General features: G+C 75.7%; 25 protein-coding genes. 13 read left to right on the forward strand and 12 right to left on the reverse strand.

Translation table 11 applies throughout. The annotated features are described in order from the left end of the window. Positions 1–69: 69 nt before the first annotated feature. On the forward strand, positions 70–894 hold the full coding sequence (locus DCS98_RS05370) for an ATP-binding cassette domain-containing protein (RefSeq protein ID WP_241037209.1): 825 nt from the start codon (positions 70–72) through the stop codon (positions 892–894). 3 nt (positions 895–897) lie between these two features. Beyond that, entirely contained in the window at positions 898–2,184 is a 1,287-nt protein-coding gene (locus tag DCS98_RS05375) for a sugar ABC transporter permease (protein ID WP_116450338.1), read from the forward strand. 27 nt (positions 2,185–2,211) lie between these two features. Here DCS98_RS05375 and DCS98_RS05380 read toward each other — a convergent pair whose 3' ends face one another. The 4 genes from DCS98_RS05380 to DCS98_RS05395 form a co-directional block, all read right to left on the reverse strand. Further along, a complete protein-coding gene (locus tag DCS98_RS05380) occupies positions 2,212–2,613 on the reverse strand; it encodes a hypothetical protein (RefSeq protein ID WP_116450339.1) in 402 nt (133 codons plus the stop codon). Further along, a complete protein-coding gene (locus tag DCS98_RS05385; RefSeq protein ID WP_116450340.1) occupies positions 2,606–4,069 on the reverse strand; it encodes a hypothetical protein in 1,464 nt (487 codons plus the stop codon). The genes DCS98_RS05380 and DCS98_RS05385 overlap by 8 nt, the downstream gene beginning before the upstream one ends. 98 nt (positions 4,070–4,167) lie before the next feature. Next, positions 4,168–5,517: an HRDC domain-containing protein gene (locus DCS98_RS05390; protein WP_241037293.1), complete on the reverse strand. Its 1,350-nt coding sequence runs from the start codon at positions 5,515–5,517 to the stop codon at positions 4,168–4,170. Positions 5,518–5,572: 55 nt separating this feature from the next. After that, positions 5,573–6,199, reverse strand: a complete 627-nt coding sequence (locus tag DCS98_RS05395; RefSeq protein WP_116450640.1) for a DUF3000 domain-containing protein — start codon at positions 6,197–6,199, stop codon at positions 5,573–5,575. Between the two features lie 119 nt (positions 6,200–6,318). On the opposite strand from DCS98_RS05395, the gene hemE reads away from it, so the two are divergent. Then, the gene (hemE, locus tag DCS98_RS05400; protein WP_241037211.1) at positions 6,319–7,377 is read left to right on the forward strand and encodes a uroporphyrinogen decarboxylase; all 1,059 of its coding nucleotides are present in this window, start codon (positions 6,319–6,321) and stop codon (positions 7,375–7,377) included. Continuing rightward, on the forward strand, positions 7,374–8,747 hold the full coding sequence (gene hemG / locus DCS98_RS05405) for a protoporphyrinogen oxidase (RefSeq protein WP_116450342.1): 1,374 nt from the start codon (positions 7,374–7,376) through the stop codon (positions 8,745–8,747). The genes hemE and hemG overlap by 4 nt, the downstream gene beginning before the upstream one ends. Here the strand turns inward: hemG and DCS98_RS23860 are convergent. Continuing rightward, positions 8,744–11,551, reverse strand: a complete 2,808-nt coding sequence (locus DCS98_RS23860) for an ATP-binding protein (RefSeq protein ID WP_116450343.1) — start codon at positions 11,549–11,551, stop codon at positions 8,744–8,746. The two genes, hemG and DCS98_RS23860, sit on opposite strands and share 4 nt — an antisense overlap. 150 nt (positions 11,552–11,701) lie before the next feature. Here DCS98_RS23860 and DCS98_RS05415 point away from each other — a divergent pair, with 150 nt between their 5' ends. The 4 genes from DCS98_RS05415 (at position 11,702) to hemQ (ending at position 13,874) form a co-directional block, all read left to right on the forward strand. Beyond that, entirely contained in the window at positions 11,702–12,256 is a 555-nt protein-coding gene (locus DCS98_RS05415) for a hypothetical protein (RefSeq protein ID WP_164704373.1), read from the forward strand. Beyond that, positions 12,253–12,780, forward strand: a complete 528-nt coding sequence (locus DCS98_RS05420; protein ID WP_116450345.1) for a YceI family protein — start codon at positions 12,253–12,255, stop codon at positions 12,778–12,780. The genes DCS98_RS05415 and DCS98_RS05420 overlap by 4 nt, the downstream gene beginning before the upstream one ends. Positions 12,781–12,852: 72 nt before the next feature. Further along, a complete protein-coding gene (locus DCS98_RS22870) occupies positions 12,853–13,011 on the forward strand; it encodes a hypothetical protein (protein WP_164704396.1) in 159 nt (52 codons plus the stop codon). Positions 13,012–13,130: 119 nt separating this feature from the next. Next, positions 13,131–13,874, forward strand: a complete 744-nt coding sequence (gene hemQ, locus DCS98_RS05425; protein WP_116450346.1) for a hydrogen peroxide-dependent heme synthase — start codon at positions 13,131–13,133, stop codon at positions 13,872–13,874. A gap of 103 nt (positions 13,875–13,977) precedes the next feature. Here hemQ and msrB read toward each other — a convergent pair whose 3' ends face one another. The 3 genes from msrB to DCS98_RS05440 are packed head-to-tail and all read right to left on the reverse strand — an operon-like array spanning position 13,978 to position 17,233. Next, positions 13,978–14,403, reverse strand: coding sequence for a peptide-methionine (R)-S-oxide reductase MsrB (msrB, locus tag DCS98_RS05430; RefSeq protein WP_116450347.1), 426 nt, complete (start codon positions 14,401–14,403; stop codon positions 13,978–13,980). Between the two features lie 56 nt (positions 14,404–14,459). Further along, positions 14,460–15,116, reverse strand: coding sequence for a response regulator transcription factor (locus DCS98_RS05435; protein ID WP_241037213.1), 657 nt, complete (start codon positions 15,114–15,116; stop codon positions 14,460–14,462). Further along, positions 15,113–17,233: a sensor histidine kinase gene (locus DCS98_RS05440; RefSeq protein WP_116450348.1), complete on the reverse strand. Its 2,121-nt coding sequence runs from the start codon at positions 17,231–17,233 to the stop codon at positions 15,113–15,115. The genes DCS98_RS05435 and DCS98_RS05440 overlap by 4 nt, the downstream gene beginning before the upstream one ends. 174 nt (positions 17,234–17,407) lie before the next feature. Here DCS98_RS05440 and DCS98_RS05445 point away from each other — a divergent pair, with 174 nt between their 5' ends. Both DCS98_RS05445 and DCS98_RS05450 read left to right on the forward strand, forming a co-directional pair. Beyond that, positions 17,408–18,049, forward strand: a complete 642-nt coding sequence (locus tag DCS98_RS05445) for a hypothetical protein (protein ID WP_116450349.1) — start codon at positions 17,408–17,410, stop codon at positions 18,047–18,049. A gap of 165 nt (positions 18,050–18,214) precedes the next feature. After that, positions 18,215–18,694, forward strand: a complete 480-nt coding sequence (locus tag DCS98_RS05450) for a hypothetical protein (protein ID WP_116450350.1) — start codon at positions 18,215–18,217, stop codon at positions 18,692–18,694. Between the two features lie 76 nt (positions 18,695–18,770). On the opposite strand, the gene DCS98_RS05455 is transcribed toward DCS98_RS05450, so the two are convergent. From DCS98_RS05455 to DCS98_RS05465, 3 genes are all read right to left on the reverse strand, one after another. After that, positions 18,771–18,974 (reverse strand): cold-shock protein, encoded by a 204-nt coding sequence (locus DCS98_RS05455; RefSeq protein ID WP_040339721.1) that lies wholly within the window; start codon positions 18,972–18,974, stop codon positions 18,771–18,773. Between the two features lie 69 nt (positions 18,975–19,043). Beyond that, the gene (locus DCS98_RS05460; protein ID WP_206340111.1) at positions 19,044–19,469 is read right to left on the reverse strand and encodes a GNAT family N-acetyltransferase; all 426 of its coding nucleotides are present in this window, start codon (positions 19,467–19,469) and stop codon (positions 19,044–19,046) included. Positions 19,470–19,560: 91 nt separating this feature from the next. Then, complete coding sequence (locus DCS98_RS05465) at positions 19,561–19,833, reverse strand: YciI family protein (RefSeq protein WP_164704397.1); 273 nt, start codon at positions 19,831–19,833, stop codon at positions 19,561–19,563. Between the two features lie 136 nt (positions 19,834–19,969). Between DCS98_RS05465 and DCS98_RS05470 the strand changes: the two genes are divergently transcribed. Then, positions 19,970–20,191 (forward strand): hypothetical protein, encoded by a 222-nt coding sequence (locus DCS98_RS05470; RefSeq protein WP_116450352.1) that lies wholly within the window; start codon positions 19,970–19,972, stop codon positions 20,189–20,191. A gap of 49 nt (positions 20,192–20,240) precedes the next feature. After that, complete coding sequence (locus DCS98_RS05475) at positions 20,241–20,540, forward strand: hypothetical protein (RefSeq protein WP_116450353.1); 300 nt, start codon at positions 20,241–20,243, stop codon at positions 20,538–20,540. A 6-nt stretch (positions 20,541–20,546) separates the two neighbouring features. Here DCS98_RS05475 and DCS98_RS05480 read toward each other — a convergent pair whose 3' ends face one another. After that, complete coding sequence (locus DCS98_RS05480; RefSeq protein ID WP_164704399.1) at positions 20,547–20,948, reverse strand: hypothetical protein; 402 nt, start codon at positions 20,946–20,948, stop codon at positions 20,547–20,549. 344 nt (positions 20,949–21,292) lie between these two features. On the opposite strand from DCS98_RS05480, the gene DCS98_RS05485 reads away from it, so the two are divergent. Beyond that, the gene (locus DCS98_RS05485; protein ID WP_116450355.1) at positions 21,293–23,956 is read left to right on the forward strand and encodes a helix-turn-helix transcriptional regulator; all 2,664 of its coding nucleotides are present in this window, start codon (positions 21,293–21,295) and stop codon (positions 23,954–23,956) included. The last annotated feature ends 25 nt before the right edge of the window (positions 23,957–23,981 follow it).

The raw sequence follows: 23,981 nt of genomic DNA on the forward strand, positions 1-23,981 counted from the left end.
GGGGCGCCCATGATGGGCGCCCCGGCAGCCATCACTGCTCCCGAACCGGCTCTACCGAGAGGCCCCGGCGTGTCCGCACCGACAGGCCGTCCCGAGGACGGCACCCCCACCCTGGAACCCACGCCGACCCTGGAACTGCGGGGCGTCGACAAGAGCTTCGGCGCCATCCAGGTCCTGCACGGCGTCAACATGAAGGTCTACCCCGGCCAGGTCACCGCGCTGGTGGGTGACAACGGGGCCGGCAAGAGCACCTTGATCAAGTCGATCGCCGGCATCCACTCCATCGACGCGGGCCAGATGCTCTTCGAGGGCCGGCCGGTCTCGATCTCCGGGCCCCGGGAGGCCGCGGCGCTCGGCATCGAGATCGTCTACCAGGACCTCGCGCTGGCCGACAACCTCGACGTCGTCCAGAACATGTTCCTCGGCCGCGAGCGCAAGAACGGCATCGTCCTCGACGAGGTGTCGATGGAGCAGGCCGCCCGCGACACCCTCAGCAAGCTGTCGGTCCGCACGCTCAAGTCCGTGCGCCAGCTCGTCTCCAGCCTCTCCGGTGGCCAGCGCCAGACGGTCGCGATCGCCAAGGCGGTGCTCTGGGAGTCCAAGCTGGTCGTCCTCGACGAGCCGACGGCGGCGCTCGGCGTCGCCCAGACGCGGCAGGTCCTCGACCTCGTCCGCCGGCTCGCCGACACCGGCCACGCGGTCGTCTTCATCTCGCACAACATGGTCGACGTCTTCGAGGTTGCCGACCGGGTCGCCGCGCTCTACCTCGGCCGCATGGCGGCCGACATCCCGATCTCCGAGGTCAACCGCAGCCAGGTCATCGAGCTCATCACCGCCGGCCGGTCGGGCGAGATCGGGATCGCGCCGGCCGACGCCGCGGCCGTGGAGGTCTGAGCCATGTCGAGCACGATCTCCGAGTCCACCAGCGCCCAGGAGCCCGGCGGCGCGCCGTCGGGCTTCGAGGCCGACCGCACGGCCGACTCGGTCGGCGGCGCCGCTCGCGCGTACGTCGACAAGGTGCGGGGCGGTGACCTCGGCGCGCTGCCCGCGATCCTGGGCATCGTCGTCCTGGGCATCTTCTTCACGATCCTGCGCCCGGAGACCTTCCTGACGCCGCGCAACATGGCCAACCTCGCCGACCAGGCGGCGCCGATCATCATCCTCGCGATGGGGCTGGTCTTCGTCCTGCTGCTCGGCGAGATCGACCTGTCCGCGGGCGTCGTCAGCGGCGTCTGCGCGGCCGTCATGGCCAAGCTGCTCGCCGACGCCGGGTCCCCCTGGTACGTCGCCGTGCTGGCCGCGATCGTCACCGGCGTGGTCATCGGCCTGTTCACCGGCAGCCTGGTGGGCCTGATCGGCATCCCGTCGTTCGTCGTCACCCTGGCCCTGTTCCTGGGCTGGCAGGGCGTCACGCTGCGGCTCATCGGCCAGGGCGGCACGGTGCCGGTCCGCGACGACGTCATCACCGCGATCAGCGACAAGAACCTGCCGGTGGTGCTCGGCTGGGTCCTGGCCGTGGTGGTGATCGCCCTCTACGCGCTGCTGCAGCTGAACCGGTGGCGCACGCAGAAGGCGAAGGGCCTCGCGCACCAGCCGTTCGCCGTGGTGCTCATCCGGATCGGCGTCATCGCCGCCGTGGTCGTGCTGGTCACCGCGGTGCTCAGCGTCGACCGGGCCCCGGCCGTGGGCGTCGTCCTCGCGGGCATCCCGTACGCGATCCCGCTGGTCGTCATCCTGCTGCTGATCCTGACGTTCCTGCTGGGACGCACCAGTTACGGGCGGCACGTCTACGCGGTCGGCGGCAACGCCGAGGCGGCCCGCCGTGCCGGTGTCAACGTCACCAAGATCCGGGTGTCGGTCTTCGTCATCGGCCAGACCCTGGCGGCGATCAGCGGCATCGTCGCGGCGGCCCGCCTCGGGTCGGTGTCGCCCGGCTCCGGTGCCGGGAACACCCTGCTGTACGCGGTCGGCGCGGCGGTCATCGGTGGCACCAGCCTCTTCGGTGGCCGAGGACGCGTCCGTGACGCCGTCCTCGGTGGCCTGGTCGTCGCGATCATCGCGAACGGCCTGGGTCTGCTCGGCACCGAGGCCTACCTGAGCTACATCATCACCGGTGGCGTGCTGCTGCTCGCCGCGAGCGTCGACGCGCTCGCCCGGCGCCGCGCGGCGGCGACCGGTCACTAGGGGGATCGGCCCCTGCCGCCCGCCGTGTCAGTCGCCGGCGGGCGGCAGGACGACCGTCTCCTCGTCCCCGTTCGAGTAGCGGAGGCGCACGGTCACCTCCGCACCGTCGGAGACGCCGTCGGGAAGCTCGACCTCGGTCGTCGTCGGGGCCATATCGGCCGAGCACGGGTCGCGATCGGGGTGGAGGTGGCCCACCTCCAGCACCACCTCCTGCTCGCCGCTCGCCGCGACCGCGGTCGGTCCGGTGGGGCAGCTGGAGCTGCCCTGGGTGGTCACCGCCAGGTGGCCGGGCCGGGCCCAGGCGACAGGAGGCTCGGCCGGGAAGGTCGGCTCGAGCGTCGGCGGCGCCAGCCCGGAGGTTCCGGCGCCGCAGCCGGTCAGCGCGAGGACGAGTGCTGCGACCGCGATCGCGCGCGAGCGCTCAGTCACCGAAGTTCGCCGCGTGCCCGAGCAGCTCGACGCGGCCCAGGGTGACCCCGCCCGCCGTCACCGCCTCCACCGTCTCGGTGCCGAGGGCCATGGGGACGACGAGGACGCCGTCCTGGGTGGCGTGCTCCTCCAGGAACACCCGGTCGCCGTCGTAGGTGCGCACCAGCGCCACCTCCGGGGGCGCGACCACCACGAGGTGGGTGCTCAGGGTCGCTCCCGACGTGTGGTCGATCGTCTCGCAGGCGACCGCCTCCACCCGGCGCTCGGGCGGGGGCCCGGCCGGGAGGATCGCCTGCCCGCAGTAGGCGCCCATGTTCGAGCCGTCGGGCAGCTCCGGCGCCAGCCACTGCGACGCGACGACGACCGCGCCGCTCGGCAGCTGCACGGTGACGACTGCTGCCTGCTCCACCTCCCCGGTGGGCACGCTGCCGACCCACTGCGCCGTGATGGTCACCTGCGCGGGGGAGAGGCCGAGCTCGCCGAGCACGTTCCCCGCCGCGAACTGGGCGGCCCGCTCGCCGAGGGCGTTCGGCCGGCCGCGGGGGTACCCGATCGGCAGCGGCTGCTCGACGAGGTCCTCGGCGAAGACGGACCACGGCATGTCGCGCGCCTCGAGCCGGTCACCGCGCACGACCCGGAAGGACGTCGACCCGTCGAACGCCCGCGGGAACGGTGACACCCGGGTCACGGCGACGCCGTCGTCGGTCTCGACCTTCCGCCACTCCCGGGTGGTCTCCCCCTCGGCGTCGACCATCGGCCGCTGGGACACCTCGACGCTGTCGCCGGGCCGGGCGACCACGACGAGGACGCCGCTGCGCGGGTCGGTGAGCGCGACCGGCCAGTCGCCGGCGATGCCGTTGGGACCGCTGGCCAGCGTCATCTGCTCCGGCGCGGCGTCGACCGGGCCGGTGAACCAGGAAGCCGTGAGCTGGTCGGTGGGGACGACGTCGGGCGGCACGCCCGCCGCCGCGGCGGCCTCCGCCGACGGCGTGCCCACGACCAGCGCCCAGCGTCCGCCGGGGACCTCACCGGCGAAGACGACCGTCCGTGCCTCGACCGGCGGGTCGGGCAGGTAGTAGAGGATCGTCCCGTCGGCCGCGCGCACGGGTGGCTCGTCGGCCCAGGGCAGCGCCTTGACGCCGTCCACGAACGCCCGGTCGCCGGCCAGCGAGCCGCGGGTGGGCCCGTCGAACCAGCTGCCCTGGGCACCGCCGGGCCCCGCGCCGCCCACCGGTGCGGCCGACGGCGCCTCGGTGGCGGCCGGGGGAGCGGGCTCCGCGCCGTCGCCCCCGCCGCCGGTCAGCCGCGGCAGCACGAGGGCGAGCAGGAGGACGCAGCCCAGGGCCAGGAGGACACCGCGCCGGGTCGGCCGCCGGTCGCCGGCGGGCGGGACCACCCCGTGGGCCGGCGGGAGCTCGGCCGGGTCGGCCGGTCTCCGGTACCCCAGCTCGTCCACCGCCCGTCCCCTCCGCCGCCCCGCGTGACCTACACGCAGCAGCGTGACGCGTGCACCCGCGGCGGATCGTCACGATCGCGTAACGACGCGCCGGCGTCTCAGGCCTTGGTGACCGCCTCGGTCAGCACGGGCAGCGTGAGCTCGACCTGCCACTCCCGCGCCCCACCGGCGCGGAGCGCGCCCGCCACGGCCGCGGCGTCGCGGTCCTCCGGCGGGCTCCACATGATCCGGCGGACCAGGTCGGGGGAGACGATGTTCTCCACCGGCACCGAGTGCTTCTCCGACAGCTCGGCGAGACCCGCGCGCGCGGCCTGCAGGCGGGTGGCCGCGGCGGGGTCGCGGTCGGCCCAGCGGTTGACGGGAGGAGGCCCGTCGCCCGACCGGCTGTGCGGCGGCAAGTCCGCCTCCGGGAGCGAGCGACCGCGGGCGATCGCGCCGAACCAGGTGGCGACCAGCCGCCGGTTGGCGCGGCCGCGGAAGACGGGCAGCTCCAGCAGGGCGCCCTCGTTGACCGGGTCGGCCTGCACGGCGGAGACCATCGCCGAATCGGGCAGCACCCGGCCGGGAGCGACGTCGCGGCGACGCGCCATGTCGTCCCGGGCCTCCCACAGCGAGCGGAGCATCCCGAGCTGACGCCGGCTGCGCAGGCCGTGCACACCGGACGTGCGCCGCCACGGGTCCACCCGCGGTGCCGGCGGCCCGGCGGCGAGGATGGCCTCGAACTCCTGGCGGGCCCAGTCGGTCTTGCCCTGCTCCTCGAGGATCGCCGCGAGGGCGTCGCGCAGCTCGACGAGCACCTCGACGTCCAGGGCGGCGTAGACCAGCCACTCCTCGGGCAGCGGCCGGGTGCTCCAGTCGGCGGCGGAGTGACCCTTCTGCAGCGTGTAGCCGAGCAGCGACTCGACGACCGCGCCCAGCCCGACGCGGGGCAGACCGGCCAGCCGCGCGGCGAGCTCGGTGTCGAAGACCCGGCTCGGCACGAGACCGATCTCGGCCAGGCAGGGCAGGTCCTGGTTGGCTGCGTGCAGCACCCACTCGGCGTCCGCGACGGCGTCCTGGACCACCGACAGGTCCGGCAGCGGGACGGGGTCGATCAGCCCCGTCCCCGAGCCCTTGCGCCGCATCTGCACGAGGTAGGCCTTCTGGCCGTAGCGGTAGCCCGAAGCCCGCTCGGCGTCCACGGCGACGGGCCCCGAGCCGCCGCGCAGCGCGGCGGCGTACTCGACGAGCTGGGTCGAGGTCTCGATGACCGGCGGGAGGCCGTCGCGCGGCGCGAGCAGCGGCTCGGCCGGCGGGGACGTCTCCGCGGCGTCCTCCGCCGGGGCGGGAGTGGGCTCGGTGCTCAGTTGCCGTCCACCTTCTTGCCGGTGCTCGTCGTCGGGCCGCCGGCTCCGGGGCGTTCCCGCACGGGATCGTGCGCGGAGCGGGGGAGAGGGGCGCCGGCGCAGCGGGGCCAGTGCCCGGCTGCCTCCCCGATGTTAGAGACCCTCTCCGCCGGAGCGGTCAGCGACTCTCCCCGCCGGGCCCGAGCAGCCGCACACCCGGCGGGGGCAGGCCGGCCGCGTTGCCCAGGACGTCGAGCCACGCCTGCAGGTGCCGGTCCAGTGCCGCGTCCTCCGCCGTCCACGACGCCCGCATCTCGACGTCGACGCTGTGCTCGGGGCCCGCGAGGTCCCCGAAGCGGGTCGAGGCGGTGCGCGTGACGGTCCCACCGACGGCGTGGTGCTGGGCGCCGGCCTCGGCCAGGGCGTCGGTGAGCCAGCTCCAGGCCACCTCGGAGAACATGGTGTCGTCGACGAGCTCCTCGTCGGTGGCGGCGGAGAGGTAGCCCACGCAGCGGGTGGTCCCCTTCCACGCCTCGTGCCCCGCGGGGTCATACAGCACGATGAACCGGGCGCTCGCGATCTCGAAGTCCTCGGCGCCGTCGGGGTCGGCCTCGCCCACCCGGGCGGCGACCGCGTGGGCGAAGGGCGCCAGCCGCTGCGGTGCGGGGATCTGCTCCAGCACGATCTCCGGCCGGGCGTGGACGGCGGCGAGCGCCTCCAGCGCGGCACGGAACTCGGCAGGGGGTTCGTCGCCGGTCGCGTCCCTGCCCCGGTTCCCGGCGCCGGCCAGGCTGGTGGGCTCCACGCTGGCAGGGTAGGCCGCCGGGTAGCACACCGCTCCCGACGCGCCGCAACCGCTCGGTCACCCGGCCGATCGCGGACGGCGGCCCGGCACCCGCGCGCCGTCTGGGAGGATCGGCGGTCGTGAGTGCCGCTACCGACCCTGCCCGGGCGCTGCCGTCCGATTCCGACCTCGTGCGGGCCGCCCGCGGCCTGCCGGTGAGCCGGACGCCGGTGTGGTTCATGCGCCAGGCCGGGCGGTCCCTGCCGGAGTACCGGGAGCTGCGGGCCGGCACCGGGATGCTGGCCTCCTGCCAGGACCCCGACCTGGTCACCGAGATCACCCTGCAGCCGGTCCGCCGCCACCGGGTGGACGCCGCGATCCTCTTCTCCGACATCGTGCTGCCGCTGGTGGTCGCCGGTGTCGACATCGACATCAAGCCCGGGGTCGGCCCGGTCGTCGCGCAGCCGGTGCGTTCCGTGGCCGACGTCGACGCGCTGCCGCCGCTCGAACCCGAGCGCCTGGCCTTCCTGGAGACGGCGGTGCGCGCGCTGGTCGCCGAGCTCGGGCCGACGCCGCTCATCGGCTTCGCCGGTGCGCCCTTCACTCTGGCCACCTACCTCATCGAGGGCGGGCCGTCGAAGGAGCACGCCCGCACCAAGGCCTTCATGTACGCCGAGCCCGAGGCGTGGGGCCGGCTGCTCGACCGGCTCGCGGTGTCGGCCGCCACCTTCCTCCGGGCGCAGGTCGACGCGGGTGCCTCCGCGGTGCAGCTGTTCGACTCCTGGGCCGGCGTCCTCTCGGCCGCCGACTACGCCGAGCGGGTGCTGCCGCACTCCCGGGCCGTGTTCGACGGGCTGGGGGACCGGGACGTCCCCCGCATCCACTTCGGCGTCGGCACCGGCGAGCTGCTGCCGCTGATCGGTGACGCGGGCGCCGACGTGGTGGGGGTCGACTGGCGCGTCCCCCTGGACGAGGCCGCCCGCCGCGTCGGGCCGGGGCGCTCGCTGCAGGGCAACCTCGACCCCGCCGTGCTGCTCGCGGACCGGACCACCGTCGACCGCGAGGTGCGCCGGGTCGTGGAGCAGGGCCGCGCCGCCCGCGGCCACATCTTCAACCTCGGCCACGGGGTGCTGCCCGACACCGACCCCGGCGTCATCACCCACGTCGTCGAGCTGGTCCACGAGCTCACGGGCCGATGACCACGCGCCGGCTGGTCGTCGTCGGCGCCGGGATCACCGGCCTGGCCGCCGCGTTCGAGTGGCGCCGGCGCCGGCCCGACGACGAGATCGTCGTCCTCGAGGCCGGTGACCGGATCGGCGGCAAGCTCCACCGGGTCGAGCTCGCCGGGCACTGGTACGACACCGGGCCCGAGGCGGTGCTCGCGCGCGTCCCCGAGGCGGTCCGGCTGATCGAGGACCTGGGCCTCGGCGACCGGCTGGTCGCACCCACCACGACGCAGGCCTCGGTCGTCCTGCCCGACGGCCGCCACCCGCTGCCCGCGGGCACCGTCCTCGGGGTCCCGGCGTCGGCCGAGGGGCTGGACGGGTTCCTGTCCCCGGAGGGTGTCTCCCGGGTGCGCGCCGAGGCCGACCTGCCGAGGCTCGCCCTGCACGGCGACGTCGCCGTCGGCGGCCTGCTCCGCGAACGGCTGGGCGACGAGGTCGTCGACCGCCTGGTCGAGCCGCTGCTGGGCGGGGTCTACGCCGGCCGGGCCGACGAGCTGTCGCTGGCGGCGACGATGCCGGCCCTGGCCGCTCACCTGCCCGGAGCCGGCTCGGTGCTCGCCGCCGCGGCCGCCTCGCGGGACGCGGGCACGCGCAGCCGCGGCGACGCCGACGGGCCCGTCTTCGCCACGGTCGCCGACGGCATCGGGGCGTTGCCGGGCGCCCTGGTCGCCGCGGCCCGGGCCGAGGTCCGCCTCCGGACCCCGGCGCACGCCCTCCGCCGGACGGCGTCGGGCTTCGAGCTCTCCATCGGCCCGGCAGCGGCACCGGAGCTGCTGACCGCGGACGCCGTGCTGGTGACCGCGCCCGCGCAGAAGGCCGCCCGGCTGCTCGGCGAGGTGGCGCCCGGCGCGGTCGAGCCGCTGCAGGGCATCCCGTACGCCTCGATGGCCGTCGTCGCGATGGCGTTCCCCGCACAGGACGTCGACGCGGGGTCGGGGTTGCTCGTGCCTCCCGTGACCGGCCGCCTCGTGAAGGGCGTGACCGTGTCGTCTGCCAAGTGGCCGCACCTCGGTGGGGGAGACGCGCTGCTGGTGCGCTCCTCGGTCGGCCGGTTCCGCGACGAGTCGGAGCTGCAGCGCTCCGACGAGGACCTGACCCGCGCCGTGGTCGCCGATGTCGCCGAGCTGCTCGACCTCGACCGGCCCGAGCCGGTGGAGACCCGCCTCGTGCGCTGGGGCGGCGGGCTGCCGCAGTACCTGGTCGGGCACCCGGCCCGGGTGGACGCCGTCCGTGCCGCCGTCAGCGACGTGCCCGGTCTGGCCGTCGCGGGGGCGGCCTTCCGAGGGGTCGGGGTGCCGGCGTGCATCCGCGACGCCCACCACGCGCTGGAGGCCCTGCTCTAGGGCGCGACCGTGCGCGTGGCGATCTGCGTGCGGTTGGCCAGCCCCAGCTTCGTCAGGATGTTGCGCACGTGGGTCTCCACCGTCCGCGCCGACAGGAACAGCCGCTCGGCGATCTGCCGGTTGGTGAGCCCGGCGGAGACCAGGCCGGCGATCTCCCGCTCGCGGACCGTGAGCGGGTCCGCGGCCCGTGCCGCCCGCCCGGCCCGGTCGAGCAGCTCGGCTGACCTGCGCTGCGGTCCCGGCATGCCCAGCCGGCGGGCCTCGGCCAGTGCCGGGCGCGCGAGCTCGGCCGCCCGGGCCGCGTCACCCGCCCGGCCGCGCGCCAGCAGCGCCGCCGCGAGCCCGAGGCGGTCGTGCACCGCGGCGGGACGGGCCCCGGTCCGGGTGTCCACGCGCAGCGCCTCCTCGAAGTGGCCGACGGCCTCGTCCCACTCCTCGCGCACCGCGGCGAGCCGGCCGAGCAGCACCACCATCGAGCCGCAGCAGTAGACGCCGGCGCCGGCGGCGTCCCACGCGTACCCGCCGATGATCCTCGCGAGCTCGCCCGCGGTCTCGACGTCGCCGAACGCCTCGACCAGCGGCACGAGGGTCTCGGCCACGCCGGCGGACCCGACGAAGTCGGGGTCGGACATCCGCGGCCGCAGCTGCTCGTACCGGCCCGCCGCCTCGTCGCGCTCGCCGGCGACCAGCGCCACCACCGCGCGGCTGGCCTGCACGATCGGCACCTCGTCGGCCAGCTGGAGCAGCCGGACCGGTGAGCTGTCCAGCTCCTGCCCCTGCCCGGTCACCAGCGCGTGCTGGTACAGGAAGGCCCCGGACATGCCGGCGGCCGAGATGTCCTGGGTCAGCTCCGTCTCGCCGACGACCCGGGCCTCCTCGTTGAGGGCGAGCGCCTCGGGGAACCGCCCGTAGAGCGCCGCCACCGACGCTCGGAGCCGCAGGTCGTGCCACCGGATCATCGGCAGACGCGTACGGGCGGCCAGCGCCGTCACCCGTGCCAGCTCGTCGTCGACGGTGGCCGTGTCGCCGCCCTCGAGCGCCGCGTCGATCCGCCACTTCGCACCCCACAGCTCGGCCAGCGGCTGTCCGGTCTCGGCAGCGTGCTCGATCGCGAGCAGTCCCAGGCGCATCCGCTCCGCCCGGCCGAGGACGGCGGGCTGCCCCTTCATCCGGGCCCGGACGGCGTCGACGACGGCCTGGGGGTCACCGCTCTCCTCGGCGAGCGCGAGGGCCTCGGCCGACCGCGCGGCCGAGGCGCTGACCCGTCCCGCGTCCGCCAGCACCGAGGCCGACTGGGCGAGCAGGCGGGCCCGGACCGCGGGCCGGCCGGCGAGCGAGGGATCGGCCAGCGCCCGCTCGCACATCCGCAGCACCGCCGGCGGGAACCCGGGCGCGGCGACGTCCTGCACGGCGAGCGCCGCGGGGGCGAGCAGGTCGTCGCGGCCGCACGCCGCCGCGAGGTCGGAGGCGGTGCAGGCGTGCTCCAGGCTCTCGCGGGAGCGCCCCGCCCGGAACTCCGCCGTGGCCAGCTCCAGCAGGAGTTCCGCCCGGTCGGGGGCGTCCTGCCCGGCCCGGTCGGCGGCGGACAGCGCCATCGCGAGGAACCCGGCCGCCTCGTCGAACGCGAGCGAGCGGGTGGCCGAGCCCGCCGCGCGGCGGGCCCACGAGGCGGCACGCAGCAGCGTCGTCCGCTCCGCGACGGCCCGCAGCCAGTGGCCGGCGACCAGGCCCGCCGTGCCGTCGTCCTCCTGGGCCAGCTGCTCCAGGGCCTCGGCGGCGCGGCGGTGCAGCTCCTCGCGCGCGCTGGGGGAGAGGTCGGCGTAGATGGCGTCGCGCACCACCGCGTGGGCGAAGCGCCGCCGCCCCGGGACGTCGGGCACCGCGGTCAGGACACCGGCCCGCACGGCGACGTCCAGCCCGTGGCGGACCTCCGCCACCTGCCGCCCGGTCACGAGGGCGAGCCGTCCGGCGTCGACCTCCTCGCCCAGGACGGCGGCGGTGTCGAGCAGGTCGAGGACCGGCGGGGGCAGCTCGGTGAGCGTCGTGCGCACGAGCCCGCGCAGGGCCGCGTCGCCGTCGCCGCCGGCCGTCGCGGACGCCCGGGCGACGGCGCGCAGGTACAGCGGGTTGCCGCCGCTGCGGTGGTAGGCCGTCCGCACCGCCTCCGCCGGGGCGCCCGGCAGGAACGCCGCCACGTCGTCCTCGCCCAGCGGCGCCAGGGGAACGCTGCGCGTGCTCGGCCAGCGCAGCAGGTCGGGCAGTGCGGCGTCCAGGGCGCGGCGGCCCGCCCCGCCGGACGGATCGCGGTAGGTGCCGACGACCAGCAGGCGGGACCGCTGCAGCTCGCCGGCGAGGTGGCGGAGCAGCCGCAGCGACGTCTCGTCGGCCCAGTGCAGGTCCTCCAGGACGACGACCAGCCCCTCGGGTCCCGCCGTGTCGACGAGCGCCTCGACGGCCGTCGCGACCAGCCGGAACCTGGCGGCCTCCGGGTCGCGCGACGCAGCCGAGCCCGTCTCCCACCCCGAGACGGCCGCCCGGACGTCCGGCAGCGTGCGCGCCACCCTCCGCCACGGCCACAGCGGCGGGGCACCCGGATCGTCCACGCACCGCCCCCACGCCACGGCCGGCGCGCCGCCCACCGCTTCCTCGACCGTGCGGGTCTTGCCGATGCCGGCCGGGCCGGAGAGCAGGAGGAGGCCGCCGCGGCCGGCCCCGGCCGCGGCGATGCCCGCCGTGAGCTCGGCGAGCTCGGCGGTCCGGCCGACGAAGGGGGCGCCGTCGGGAGGCGCGGGGGCGGGCGCCACGGCGCGCAGTATCCCCGTCCGCGGACGTCCTGCGTACCGACTTCTCAGTGCTGCGGACCCGTGGTTCCACGGATGTCCGGAGGACGGCGCCGCCGGATGGTCGTCCGCACCGGGACCGGGACGGCCGGTCCCCGACGGGAGGAGCACCCCGTGCGCGCCACCATCCACTCCTACCGGCGTCCTCCGGGCGCCGGAACCGATCCCGCCGGGATCCTGCGCGCCGTCGTGGCCGACGGCGCCGAGCCGGCGGGCGCCGTCGTCGTCGAGCACCTGTCCGGCGACGAGGGCACCGTCGTCGCGTTCTGGCCGGACGAGGCGGAGCGCCCCGGGCGGGTCCACGACCTCGTCGACGGGTTCGACGGCGCCGCCGCCGGCCGGACCCCGCTGTTCGCCCAGCTGACCTGGCTCAACGGTGCGGGTGACCCCGACGTCGCCCGGGCCGCCGAGCGCGGCGGACGCGAGCGGATCCACCCGGTCGTGCGGGACGTGGACGGGCTGGTCGGCGTCCAGGTGTTCCGCTCGCCCGACGACCGGATCGTCGTCCTCGGGCTGGCCACCGGGGTCGAGACCCTCACCGAGGTGCGTGACCGCATCGCGTCCACCCCGCTGCTGCCCGGCGAGGACCCGGCGCTGCTGCCGGGACCCGACCGCACCGAGCTCGGCCGGGTCCTCCGCGCCGACGTCCCGACGGCGGTGCGGTCGTGACCGCGCAGCTGCGGGCGTCGGGCGTGGCCGCCGGCGTCTGGATCGTGTCGGACAGCCGCACCCGCGTCACCTTCGCCGTCCGCAACCTCGGCAAGCCCGTGCGGGGCGCCGTCACGTGCGGCTGGGGTGAGGTCGAGGTGGGCGGGTCGTCGGACCCCGTGCGGATCATCGCCGAGCTGGACCTGGGCAGCATCGACACCGGGATCGCCCGCCGGGACGCCGACCTGCGCAAGCCCGGCCTCCTGGACATCGACCGGCACCCCACGATGACCTGGACCTGCGCCAGCTTCGCGCCGGACGGCGAGGGCCGGTGGGTCGCCGACGGGGTCGTCCACGTGCGGGGCACCTCCGCGCCGCTCCGGGTGAGCGCCACCGCGGAGCCGCAGCCGGACGGTTGGCTGCGCATCCGGGGGACCGCCACGCTCGACCGGACGGCGGTGGGCATCCGGGCGCCGCGCTTCCTCATCGGCCGGATCGTGGAGATCGACGTCGACGCGTGGCTGAGCCGCCGCTGCCCCGGGTGAGACCGGGTCCGGGGTGGCCCACACCACCACGGGCTCGGGCATCCGGGAGGGGGCCGCGGTGTTGGGGGAGGCGTGAGTTCCACGCACCACCTGAACCAGATCCCTGTCCAGTTCTCCCGCCACGTCCGCTGCCTGCGCCACCACGTGTGGATGGCCGCCTGCGACGACTGCCGCGACGCCCGCACCGCACGGCTGGAGCGCGAACGGGAGACGAGCCGGACGGCGGGCTGACCCGCCGTCCGTCCACCGCGCCACCTCAGGCCCTTCCCGACCGGCTCGGGAAGGGCCGTCGCGCGTCCGGGCCCCGAGGGTGTGCCCGGGCACACCGCCGGGGCGAGGACAATGGGGGCATGAGCGAGCAGCAGACCGCGGAGCAGGCCGACCAGCAGGCCGAGCAGCGCAGCATCGGCAAGCGGGCGAACGAGCTCAACGCCACCATCCGCTACACCATGTGGTCGGTGTTCCGGCTCGCCCGGCCCCTGGCGGACGACGCCCGGACCGCGGCCGCCGACGAGCTGTCCGCGCTGGTCGAGGAGCTCGCCGGCAAGGACGTCGTCGTGCGGGGCACCTACGACGTGGCGGGTTTCCGCGCCGACGCCGACGTCATGGTCTGGTGGCACGCGTCCTCGGCCGAGGCACTGCAGGAGGCCTACACGCGGTTGCGCCGCACGACGGTGGGCCGGCACCTCGACCCGGTGTGGTCGCAGATGGCGCTGCACCGGCCGGCCGAGTTCAACCGCAGCCACATCCCGGCGTTCCTCGCCGACGAGGAGCCGCGCCAGTTCGTCTGCGTCTACCCGTTCGTGCGCTCCTACGAGTGGTACCTGCTCCCCGACGAGGAGCGGCGCGACATGCTCAAGGAGCACGGGATGCAGGCGCGCCCGTACCCGGACGTGCGGGCGAACACCGTCGCCGCGTTCGCGCTGGGCGACTACGAGTGGATGCTCGCGTTCGAGGCCGACGAGCTGCACCGCATCGTCGACCTCATGCGCGACCTGCGGGCCAGCCGGGCCCGGCGGCACGTCCGCGAGGAGGTGCCGTTCTACACCGGCGTCCGCAAGCCGATCGCCGAGCTGGTGCAGAGCCTGGCCTAGGAACACGACATCCCGCGTCGTGGGCCCGGAGGTCCCGACGCGGGATGTGCAGCGGCTCAGCGGAGCGGGGGGACGGCACCCGGCCGCGGTGTGATCCGGAGGATCACGACGTCGTAGCCGGCTGCAACCTGATGGAGACGCTGTTGATGCAGTAGCGGTCGCCGGTGGGCGTCTGCGGGGCGTCGTCGAACAGGTGGCCCAGGTGGCTGTGGCAGGTCCCGCACAGCACCTCGGTGCGCACCATCCCGTAGCTGCGGTCCTCGCGCAGGACCACGTTGTCCTCGGCAGAGGCCTCGTAGAACGAGGGCCAGCCGCAATGCGAGTCGAACTTCGTCTCCGACCGGAACAGCTCGGCGCCGCAGGCACGGCACTCGTAGACGCCGACCGTCTTGGTGTCGACGTACTCACCGGTCCAGGCCCGCTCGGTCCCCGCCTGGCGGAGCACCGCGTACTCCTCGGGCGTGAGCTGGGCCCGCCACTCCTCGTCGGTCTTCTGCACCTTCGGCTGCTGCGAAGCGGACGTCGTCATGCCTCCACGGTACGAGGGGCCCGCCACGTCGGACGGCAGAGTCCTGCCCGCCGGGATCAGCGGCCGAGGCCGGCCTCGCGTGCCCGCACGATCGCCTGCGCCCGGTCGGTGACCTGCAACTTCGTCAGCACGTTCGACACGTTGTTCCGCACCGTCTTCGGCGACAGGTAGAGGGCCGCGGCGATCTGGGCGTTCGAGCGACCGGCGGCGACGAGGTCGAGCACCTCCCTCTCACGGGCCGTCAGCTGCGGGAAGGCCGTCTCCGGTCCCGCCGGGCCGGCGGCGAAGAACTCGGCGATGCGCCGGGCGAGCGCCGCACCGAAGACCGCGCCGCCGCCGGCGACCGTGGTGATCGCGCGGACCACCTCCTCCTGGTCGGCGCCCTTCAGGAGGTAGCCGCGGGCACCCGCGCGGACCGCGGCGAACACCGTGCCGTCGTCCTCGCTCATGGTCAGGACGACGACACCCACCGACGGCGAGGCGGTCGTGATGCGACGGGTCGCCTCGATGCCGTCGATGCCCGGCATCTGCACGTCCATGACGACGACGTCGGGCTGCTCCTCGAGCGCCACCGCGACCGCCGCCTCCCCGTCGGCGGCGGTGCCGACCACCGCCATGCCCGGGACCGAGCCGAGCAGCATGGCCAGGCCGTCGCGGTACACCGGGTGGTCGTCGACGACGACCACCCGCAGCGGCTCTTCCGGTGTGCTCACGGTGCTCCTCCCGTTCCCGCAGGCAGGACCGCCCGCACGACCGTGCCGCCGTCGGGCGGGCACTCGACCGTGCACCGGCCGCCCAGCTCGGCGGCGCGCTCCCGCAGCGACACCAGGCCGACGCCTGCAGGAGCGGCCGGGTCGATGCCCACGCCGTCGTCGGTGACGGTGACCACCAGGGCGCCCTCGCTCCGGGCGAGCGTCACCTCGACCCGTTCGGCGCGGGCGTGCCGGGCCGCGTTGGCGAGGGCCTCCGACGCGATGCGGTAACCGGCGACCTCGACCGCCGCCGGCAACGCGTCCACGTCCGGCGCGCCGGCGACGGTCACGGCGACACGGGGATCCAGCAGCCGTTCGGCCTGCTGCCGCACCGCCGCGGTCAGCCCGAGGTCGTCCAGCGCGGGCGGGCGCAGGTCGTGGACCAGCCTGCGGACGTCGGCCAAGGCCGACGCGACGTCGTCCCGGGCCTGCTGCAGCAGCCGGTCGGCCTCGTCCCCGCGGCCGGCCACCGTGAGGTTGCGTGCGGTGTCGATGCGCAGGACCACCGCGCCCAGGCTCGGGCCGAGCCCGTCGTGCAGGTCGCGGCGCAGGCGCCGCCGCTCCTCCTCGCGGGCGGTCACCAGCTCGCCGCGGCTGGCCTGCAGCTGGGCGGCGAGGGAGTCGGCGCGGGCGGCCGCGGCGGCCTGCCGGACGACGTCGGCCAGGAGCCGCTCGTCACCGGCGACCAGCTGGGCCCGCACGCCCGAGGCCGGCAGGAGGAGACGGCCGACCTCCTCGCCCCGGTAGGCGATGGGCAGCGACTGCACCTCCGCGGGGCGCTGCCCGTGCTCGGCGACGAGCCGGTCGCCGCGGGCGAACTCGACCTCGACGCCGACGTACGGGGAGCGGAAGGCCTGCGCGACCGCTGCCGCCACCGCGGTCAGCTGCTCCTCGGCGCCGCCGGAGCGTTCCAGCCGCTCGGCCAGCCCGGCGACGACGCGGTAGGGGTCCTCGCGCTCGCCCAGGACCCAGCGGCGGACGATCCGCCACAGCGCCCCGCGCAGCGGCACGTACACGCACGCGACGACGGCCAGCGTGACCACCAGGGCGTTCCGCTCGCCGAACCGGTTCCCGAGCAGGGCGCCGGTGGCCGCCAGCACACCGAGGTCGACGACGACGACCCCGGCGGCGAGCCCGCCGTAGACGAGGGTGCGGCCCAGGAGGCGGTCGATGTCGAAGGCGCGGGGGCGGAGGATGCCGATGGTGACGGCGAGCCCGGTCAGCCCCACGGCGAGGGCCAGGTCGAGGCTGACGGTCGACGTGGGGAAGACCAGCGCGGCCAGCATGACCAGCGCGTCGACGACGCCGGCCCACAGCAGCCAGCGCATCCGCCGGCGGTCGTCCCCGGTGGCCGCGCGCAGCCGGTGCCCGACCACCGCGAGCGGGAGGAGGGTGCCGAGGGCGACCAGCGGGAAGGCGACCGTCAGCAGCGGCAGCAGCAGCCACTCGGGCAGCGGCAGGCTGGTGAGGTCGAGGTCCAGGTCGGCGTAGACGGCCGGCGTGCTGGTGCCGGCCCGCCGGTCGGCGATCTCCGACGGCGTGATCAGCAGGAGGACGGGCAGTGCGGCCGAGCAGGCCAGCGCCGCCATCGACACGGTGCGCCACCGGCCTCCGGGCAGGCGGCCGTCCGGGTAGAGCAGCAGGAGCAGCGGCAGGCCGAGGAGCAGCCACGCGCCCAGGCGCCCGACGACCCAGAAGGCCACCGAGGCGCCGGGCAGCGGCGGATCGCTCTGCACCGCGTAGGTGAGCCACGACGACGCCAGGGCGTCGACGGCCCAGAACAGGCCGCTCCCGGCCACCACCCAGGAGACGGCGTTGCGCGGAGCGCGCTGCACCAGCAGCCCTCCGGGGACGGCGAGCAGCAGCCCGGAGAGCCCGATCGCCCAGCCGGGCCCGGCCTCGGCCGCCGCCCGTGCCGACTCCGGCGTCACGGCGTCGAGGACGGCGCTCCCGGCCACCGCGGCGACGGTCAGGGCCGCGGCCACCCAGCCGAGCGCGGGGACCACGCGGGACCGCGGCGACCGTGCCGGCGGGACGGCCGCGGCGACCGGTCCGGGGCTCCGCTCCTCGACCTCCACGCGCGGATCATGCCGGGACCGGTGTCCCGGCCGACAGAGGCGCGGTGTCCCGGACCGGTCGGGACGCCCCTCGGGCGAGCCGGTGCGCGGGCGCCCTGGCTGCCCGGGACTCCGGACCACCAGCGTGGTCGCCGCGGTGCACCGGCACCGCACACCACGCTCCCGGAGGAACCGATGTCGATCAACACCAGCCCGCCGTCCGCCCGCACCGACGCCCGCCCCCTGCCCGCCGCGCCGACGGCCGGAGCCACGCTGCCGGTCCGGCTGGGCGGTGCGGCGATGGCGGCCGGCGCGGCCGCCTGGGCCATCGGCTCGATGCTCACCTACGACGTCGCCACGGGGGAGGAGTACCCCCTCGCGTACAAGGCCAGCTCCCTGCTGTTCCAGCTCGGCCTCGTCGCGCTGGTCTCCGTCCAGCTGCGCACCCGCGCGACCGGCACCGGACGGCTGGCCCGCGGCTTCCTGCACGCCGAGCACGTCATGCTCGGGCTGGCGATCGTCTCGTCGATCCAGTGGATGGTCGCCCCCGAGGTGTCGGAGGACCCGTTCTGGCTGGCGCTCGACGCCTTCTGGCCGCTGTCGATGCTGGGCATGGCCGCGATCGGCATCCGCATCGCGATCGCCGGTCGGTGGCGCGGTGCCGCCCGCGTGTGGCCGGCGATCGCCGAGACCTGGGTGCTGGTCATGTTCCCCGCCATGGCGCTGGTCAGCGACGAGGCGACGTCGTTCGTCAGCGGCGGTCACCTGCTGCTCGGCTACACGACCCTCGGGCTGATCCTGGCCGCCCGGCCCCACCTGGTGCTGCCGCGCGGCTGAAGAAGGGACGTTCCCGCCCCCACCACTCGCACGCTCGCGGCGGGACCCTGCAGGGAGGCCGACGGGCGAGGGGAGACTGCAGAAGGACCCTCCTGCCCCCCACCACTCGCACGCTCGTGGCGGGCCCCTGCCGGACGGCCGACCGACTCGAAGGACACTCGTCTCGTGACCACCCCCGATCCCACCGCGCCCGGCGACCTGCTGCCCGACGTCTGGTTCACCCGAGACCTCCCGGTGCTGCGCGCCGTCGCCCGGCTGGTCGACGAGCCCAAGCACGGCGGGGCGCCCTACCTGCTGGGCTCGGTGGTGCCGGCCAGCGGGTTGCCGAAGGCCGAGGTGGTCGCGGCGGCGAAGGCGCTGGCGTCGGCGGGCTACATCGAGCCGCTCACCAACCACGCCGGCGACATCGTCCGCATCACCGGGATCTCGGCGGAGGCGCGGCGGCTGGCCGGTCTCTGGCCGACGCCGCAGAGCGAGTGGGAGCGGCTGGGGCAGCAACTGGCCACCCGCGCGGCGAACGCGCCGACCGACGTGGAGCGGGCCCGGTGGCAGGCGTTCGCCGACGCCGCGGCCGCGGTGGGGGAGCACGACGGGGCCCTGCTGATGTCGGCGCTGATCGGGGGGTACGTGCCCCGCAACCGCTGAGCCTCGTCAGCACGGCGCCGGAACGACAGCGCCCCCGCCCGGAGAACCGGACGGGGGCGCTGTGCTGATCAGGTGATCAGAGCGGCGTGACGTTCGCAGCCTGCGGGCCCTTCTGGCCCTGCTCGATGTCGAACGCGATCCGCTGGCCTTCATCGAGCGAGCGGTACCCGCTGGTCTGGATGGCCGAGTAGTGGACGAAGACGTCCGGTCCGCCACCGTCGGGGGTGGCGAAGCCGAACCCCTTCTCAGCGTTGAACCACTTCACTGTTCCTTCGGGCATTGCTCGCTCCTAGCTGTGGTGGTGCATCGGGGTCCTGCCATAGCGCAGGGCCTTCCCGATGGGCCAACACTAGCCGTAGATCACCCGTTGGGAACAGGTGCGGTCGCTTCGTGACCTGCGGTTCGTCCCAGCCGGCGCCGGAGGCCGTCGCGCACGGCGGGCCACTCGGCCGGCAGGATCGAGCAGTAGGCGCTGTCGCGGATCGTCCCGTCGCCGGCCGTGGGTGTGCGCCCGCCGGATCCCCTCCGACCGGATGTTGCGCGCGTCGGTCCCCAGGGTCACGCGCAGCACCTGCCAGACGTCGGAGGCGTGGCCCAGCAGGAGCAGCTCGACCTCGGTGTCGAGGGCGGTGCGCTGGGCCGACGCCGCGTACCAGGTGCTGCCGATCTCGGCGACGCTCGGCGGCCGGTCGTCGTCCGGGACGACGGCACCGGGGACGCCGAGCACCTCCACGTCGAGGAACCGGGTGGAGCCGACGACGGCGAAGGGCAGCACCTGCCCGCCGGCCTGGCGGAGGTCAGCTGCTCGAGCCGGACGTGCTCGCCCGTCAGCAGGATCGGGGAGAGCATGCCCGCGATCCGAGCACTCAGGGCCGCAGGATCTCGTTCCACGGCCGGAGCGTCCAGCTCGCCACCACGCCGTTGACGACGAACGGGTCACCGGCGATGAACTCCTCGGCGGCCTCCCGGGTCGTGAATATCCCCATGGCGTCGCCGTTCATCGGCTCGTCGAACGTGCCGACCATCAGCAGCTCGCCCCGGGCGGAGAACTCCTGCAGCCGGGCGACGTGCGCGGGCCCGTGCTGCTGGGCCAGCGGCAGGAAGTCCTCGACGGCGCGGTAGGTCATCACTGTCTTCATGGCCGCATCCTGTCGGGAGGCGGCCGCCCGGTCTTGCGGAATTCGTGCGGCTCCCTCGGCACGGGCCTGCGGTGCGGCCCGCAGAGTCGGTCCTGCCGGGAGGAACCCGGCGCCCGCCGAGCCAGGAGATGCCGTCATGGAGACCGCAGTCGCCACCCCCACCGCCCCGTTCGCCCTGCGTGACGTGGAGGACCTGCACGACGCCGACCTCGACGGCGTGCTGGCGGACGCGCTCCTGGATGCCGGTCTCGCGGTGGCCTCCGCCGGTGCCGTGGCCGGGCTGGTGAGCCGGCGCGGGGACGACGCCGTCCTGGCGCACACGCTGAGCTCCCGCGCGCTGTTCCTCGCCCTGCTCTGACCGGGTGCGTCCCTGCGGTGACCGACGCCGGCGTTCGGCACGTGGCGACGTGGCCGGGAGGTGGCCGCCGGAGGCGGTCGCTGCGCTCGAGCCGTACCTCGGGACCGAGCACGTCGTCGAGGTCTGGGTGGGCGATCCGGCCACCAGCCGGGACGGCACGTCGCCCGACGGGCACGTCTACGTCGCCGACGACGCGCGCGTGACCGCGATCCACGACCGTTCCGGGCGTCCGGACGTGCACCCGTGGCCGCTGCTCGCGGGTCCTGTCCTCCGGATGACCGCCCGGATCAGGGGCCGCGGGCGCGAGGTCGTCCACGAACACCCGTCGTGGACCCCGCCCGAGCGGTAGCGGGGGTCAGAGGAGCGTGCCGTCGTCCTTGGGGAAGCGGTGCCCGCCGAAGACGTACGGGTTGCCCGTCCACGCCTTCTTCCTCGGCTCCTCGACCCGCTCCGCCGTCACGGCCAGCGGCTGGGGGCGCCACGCGTAGGTCCGGACCGGTGCGTCGTCCCAGATCTCGGCCTCGACGACGTGGGTCCGCTCGGCGAGCCACGCGGTCACTGCGGGTCCCCAGCGCTTCCGGCCGAGGTCGACGGCGAGGAGGGCGGCGGCGCAGACGGCCACCGTGAGGAGGGCGTCGGTCACCGCGGTGGCCACGTCCAGCCCCGAGACGTCGGCCCAGCCGACCTGCTCGATCTGGTACCCGACCATCTCGAAGACGGCGTACAGCACGCCGTAGACCACGAAGGGGACCCTCACCCGCAGGGGATCGACCGTCCGGGCGCATGGCTGGACCGCGCCTCACCCCTCCGGGTGAGCGCTGCCGGGCAGCGAGCGGCGGGGCTGCTGGGCGGCCGTCGGGGGTCGGTGCGAGACTGGGCGGACCTGTCGGGGGGCGACAGAGGGCCTCGGTCCGTGGTGCGTCCCCCGACAGGCTCCTCCGGTGCAGGCCGGGACGCTCGCACGCGGAGGGGCCTTCCCCTCGGCCCGCGCGGACGTGACCATCGGCCCTGAACACCAGCCGCGGTGTGCCAGAAGGTGGGGTGCGGGCGTCCGCCCGCACACGGGCCTCGGTCGTAGCATCCGGCGCCAGGGGGAACGGAATGGCCGCTCAGTCGCTGCCGGCACCGTCCGAGACCGTCACGGGCTCGACCGCGCTGGGTAGGAAGCTGGTCCCGCCGGGGACGGCGCAGGCCACGGTGGCGCGTGGTCGGCTGATGGACCTGCTGTCCGGTCACGTCCGCCGGTACTCCCTGATCCTGCTCAGCGGTCCGGCGGGGTCCGGGAAGACCATGCTGGCCGCCTCGTGGTGCCGGGCGGCGCGTCCCTCCCGGCCCGTCGCGTGGCTCACGCTGGACGCGTACGACGACGACCCGGCGACCTTCTGGAGTTCTGCGGTCGAGGCGCTCGCCACCTGCGGCGTCCGGTTCGAGGACCTCCCCGAGCTGGTTCCCGGCGAGGCCCCGGCCCCCTCGCTGATCCAGCGCCTGGCGTCGGCGCTGCTCGCCTGCCCCCGGCCCGTCGTCCTGGTCCTCGACGACGCCGACCACCTCAGCGACAGCACGGTGGCCGCCGGCCTGGACCTGCTGCTCCGGCGGGCGGGCAGCCGTCTCCGGCTGGTCCTGTGCGGCCGTTCCGATCCGCCCCTCCCGCTGCACCGCTACCGCCTCGACGGCACCCTCGGCGAGATCCGCGGCGACCAGCTGGCCTTCACCCCCGACGAGACCCGCGAGCTGCTCGACGCGCTGGGCGTGCCGGTGAGCGCGGACGCCGCCGCCGCCCTGTGCGCGGAGGCGGAGGGCTGGGCCGTCGGCCTGCGCCTCGCCGCCGCACCCCTCAAGGGCGGGCTGCCGCCGGAGCGGCTCATCACCTCGCTCGCCCACGACGACGGCAGCGTGGCCCAGTACCTGTTCAAGGAGGTGCTCGAGGGGCAGCCGGCCGGCGTCCGCCGCGTCCTGGCCCGCACGAGCGTGACCTCGGAGCTGTGGCCGGACCTCGTCGACCAGCTCACCGGGCGTCCGGGCACCCGCCGCGTCCTCGCGGGTCTCGCGCACGCCAACGCGTTCGTCGAGGAGTCGCCCGGGGCGCCCGGCGGCTTCCGCGTCCACCCCCTGTTCCGGGAGATGCTGCAGGCCGAGCTCGCCTACGAGCACCCCGGCGAGCTCGCCCGCCTGAACCGGAGCTGCGCCTCGTACTACGCCGCGGCCGGCCGGCCGCGGACGGCGGTCGCGCACGCGGTGGCAGCCGAGGACTGGGCGTCGGTGGCCACCCTCCTCGTGGACGACCTCCTGGTGCCGCGCCTGCTCGTGCACGGCACGGACGCCGGCTTGCGTGGTGTGGAGGCGTTCCCGGCGGACGTCGGGGGAGCCGAGGCGGCGGTCGTGCGGACGGTCCTGGCGCTCGTCCGGGGCTGGCGGCCGGCGGCAGGCGACATGGGGGCCACGGTCGAGGCCGGGGTCTCCGGGGGCCGGCCGGCGCTGCGGCTGTCCGCGACGCTGGCCGCCCTGACCGCGGCAGGCGGGACGAGCCAGCCCCCGTCGCTCCTGGTTCCGCGCATCGACGCCGCTGTCGAGCTGGTCTCGGGGCTGCCCGAGCACGACCGGAGGGCGCGTGACGACGCCATGGCGGTGCTGACGTCGGTGCGGGCACAGGCGGCGCTGCGGACCGAGGAGCCGATGCGCAGGCTCGTCGCCGCGGTCCGGGCGTCGGCAGCAGCGGCGCACACGGCCGGAGCCCGTCGCTTCCGCCGCAGCTCGCTGGCCGAGCTGGCCGTGCTCGAGGCGGTTGCGGGTCGCTTGACGCGCGCGGCCCAGTACGCCGCCGAGGCCGACGCCATCGCTGCCGAGGACGGCGCCGACGAGGTCGGGCGAGACCCTTCCGCAGCGACGGCCATGGCCTGGGTGCACCTGCGCCGGTACGAGCTGGGCGAATCGCGTGACTGGCTGGCACGTGCCCAGGCGCGGCGCGGCGCCCCCGCGGGACCGGGCCCGGTGGGCATCGAGGCGCTGCAGGCGGTCCTGCAGTCGCAGCACCTGCGGCTGCGGCAGCAGCACGGACCGGCCCAGCAGGTGCTGCGGCCCCACCTCGAGGGACCGCGGCTGCCGCGCTGGGTCGCCGAGCAGGTGGTCGCCGAGGTCGTCCACCTGGCGATCGCCCGCGGGCACGAGGCCGACGGGCTCGCGATGCTCCGCGACCGGGGCCGGGACGAGCCGTGGAGCCGGCGTCTCGTGGCGTCCGTGGCACTGGTGCGCGGCACGGTGGCGGACGAGGTCGAGCCGGCGGAGGACTCGGCCGCGCCGCTGGCGGACGTGGTGGAGGCGACCGTCGTCCGGGCCTGCCAGCTCCTGCAGCGCGGCGACGTGACGGCGGCCGCCGACGAGCTCGCCGCGGCCCTGGAACGGGCCCGGCCCGAGCTCCTCCGCTGGCCCTTCGTCGACACACCGCCCCAGGCGCGCCGGCTGCTCCGGACGCATCCCCGGCTCCGGGAACCCGGTGCGTGGCTGAACCCGTCGAGCCGCGCGCGGCCCGGGGGCGTCCCGGCCCGCACCACCCCCGCGGAGCGCACCGAGATCGTGCAGGACCTCAGCGAGCGCGAGATGGAGGTCCTCCGCCACCTGGCGGAGATGCTCTCGACCGCGGAGATCGCGGCGACGATGTTCATCTCGGTCAACACCGTGCGCACGCACGTGCGCAGCGTCCTGCGCAAGCTCGGTGTCAGCCGGCGCAACCAGGCGGTGCGCAAGGCACGCGAGCGCGCGCTGCTCTGAGGGACCGGTCACCCGGCGGGGAGGA

The organism is Blastococcus litoris, assembly GCF_003075095.1.
GTDB lineage: Bacteria > Actinomycetota > Actinomycetes > Mycobacteriales > Geodermatophilaceae > Blastococcus_B > Blastococcus_B litoris.

Excerpts from the sequence above, each read along its gene's own strand:
- DCS98_RS05375 (WP_116450338.1), top strand. The coding sequence starts at position 898 with ATGTCGAGCACGATCTCCGAGTCCACCAGCGCCCAGGAGCCCGGCGGC.
- hemG (WP_116450342.1), top strand. The coding sequence starts at position 7,374 with ATGACCACGCGCCGGCTGGTCGTCGTCGGCGCCGGGATCACCGGCCTG.
- hemQ (WP_116450346.1), top strand. The coding sequence starts at position 13,131 with ATGAGCGAGCAGCAGACCGCGGAGCAGGCCGACCAGCAGGCCGAGCAG.
- msrB (WP_116450347.1), bottom strand. The coding sequence starts at position 14,403 with ATGACGACGTCCGCTTCGCAGCAGCCGAAGGTGCAGAAGACCGACGAG.
- DCS98_RS05445 (WP_116450349.1), top strand. The coding sequence starts at position 17,408 with ATGTCGATCAACACCAGCCCGCCGTCCGCCCGCACCGACGCCCGCCCC.
- DCS98_RS05455 (WP_040339721.1), bottom strand. The coding sequence starts at position 18,974 with ATGCCCGAAGGAACAGTGAAGTGGTTCAACGCTGAGAAGGGGTTCGGC.
- DCS98_RS05465 (WP_164704397.1), bottom strand. The coding sequence starts at position 19,833 with ATGAAGACAGTGATGACCTACCGCGCCGTCGAGGACTTCCTGCCGCTG.
- DCS98_RS05470 (WP_116450352.1), top strand. The coding sequence starts at position 19,970 with ATGGAGACCGCAGTCGCCACCCCCACCGCCCCGTTCGCCCTGCGTGAC.
- DCS98_RS05485 (WP_116450355.1), top strand. The coding sequence starts at position 21,293 with ATGGCCGCTCAGTCGCTGCCGGCACCGTCCGAGACCGTCACGGGCTCG.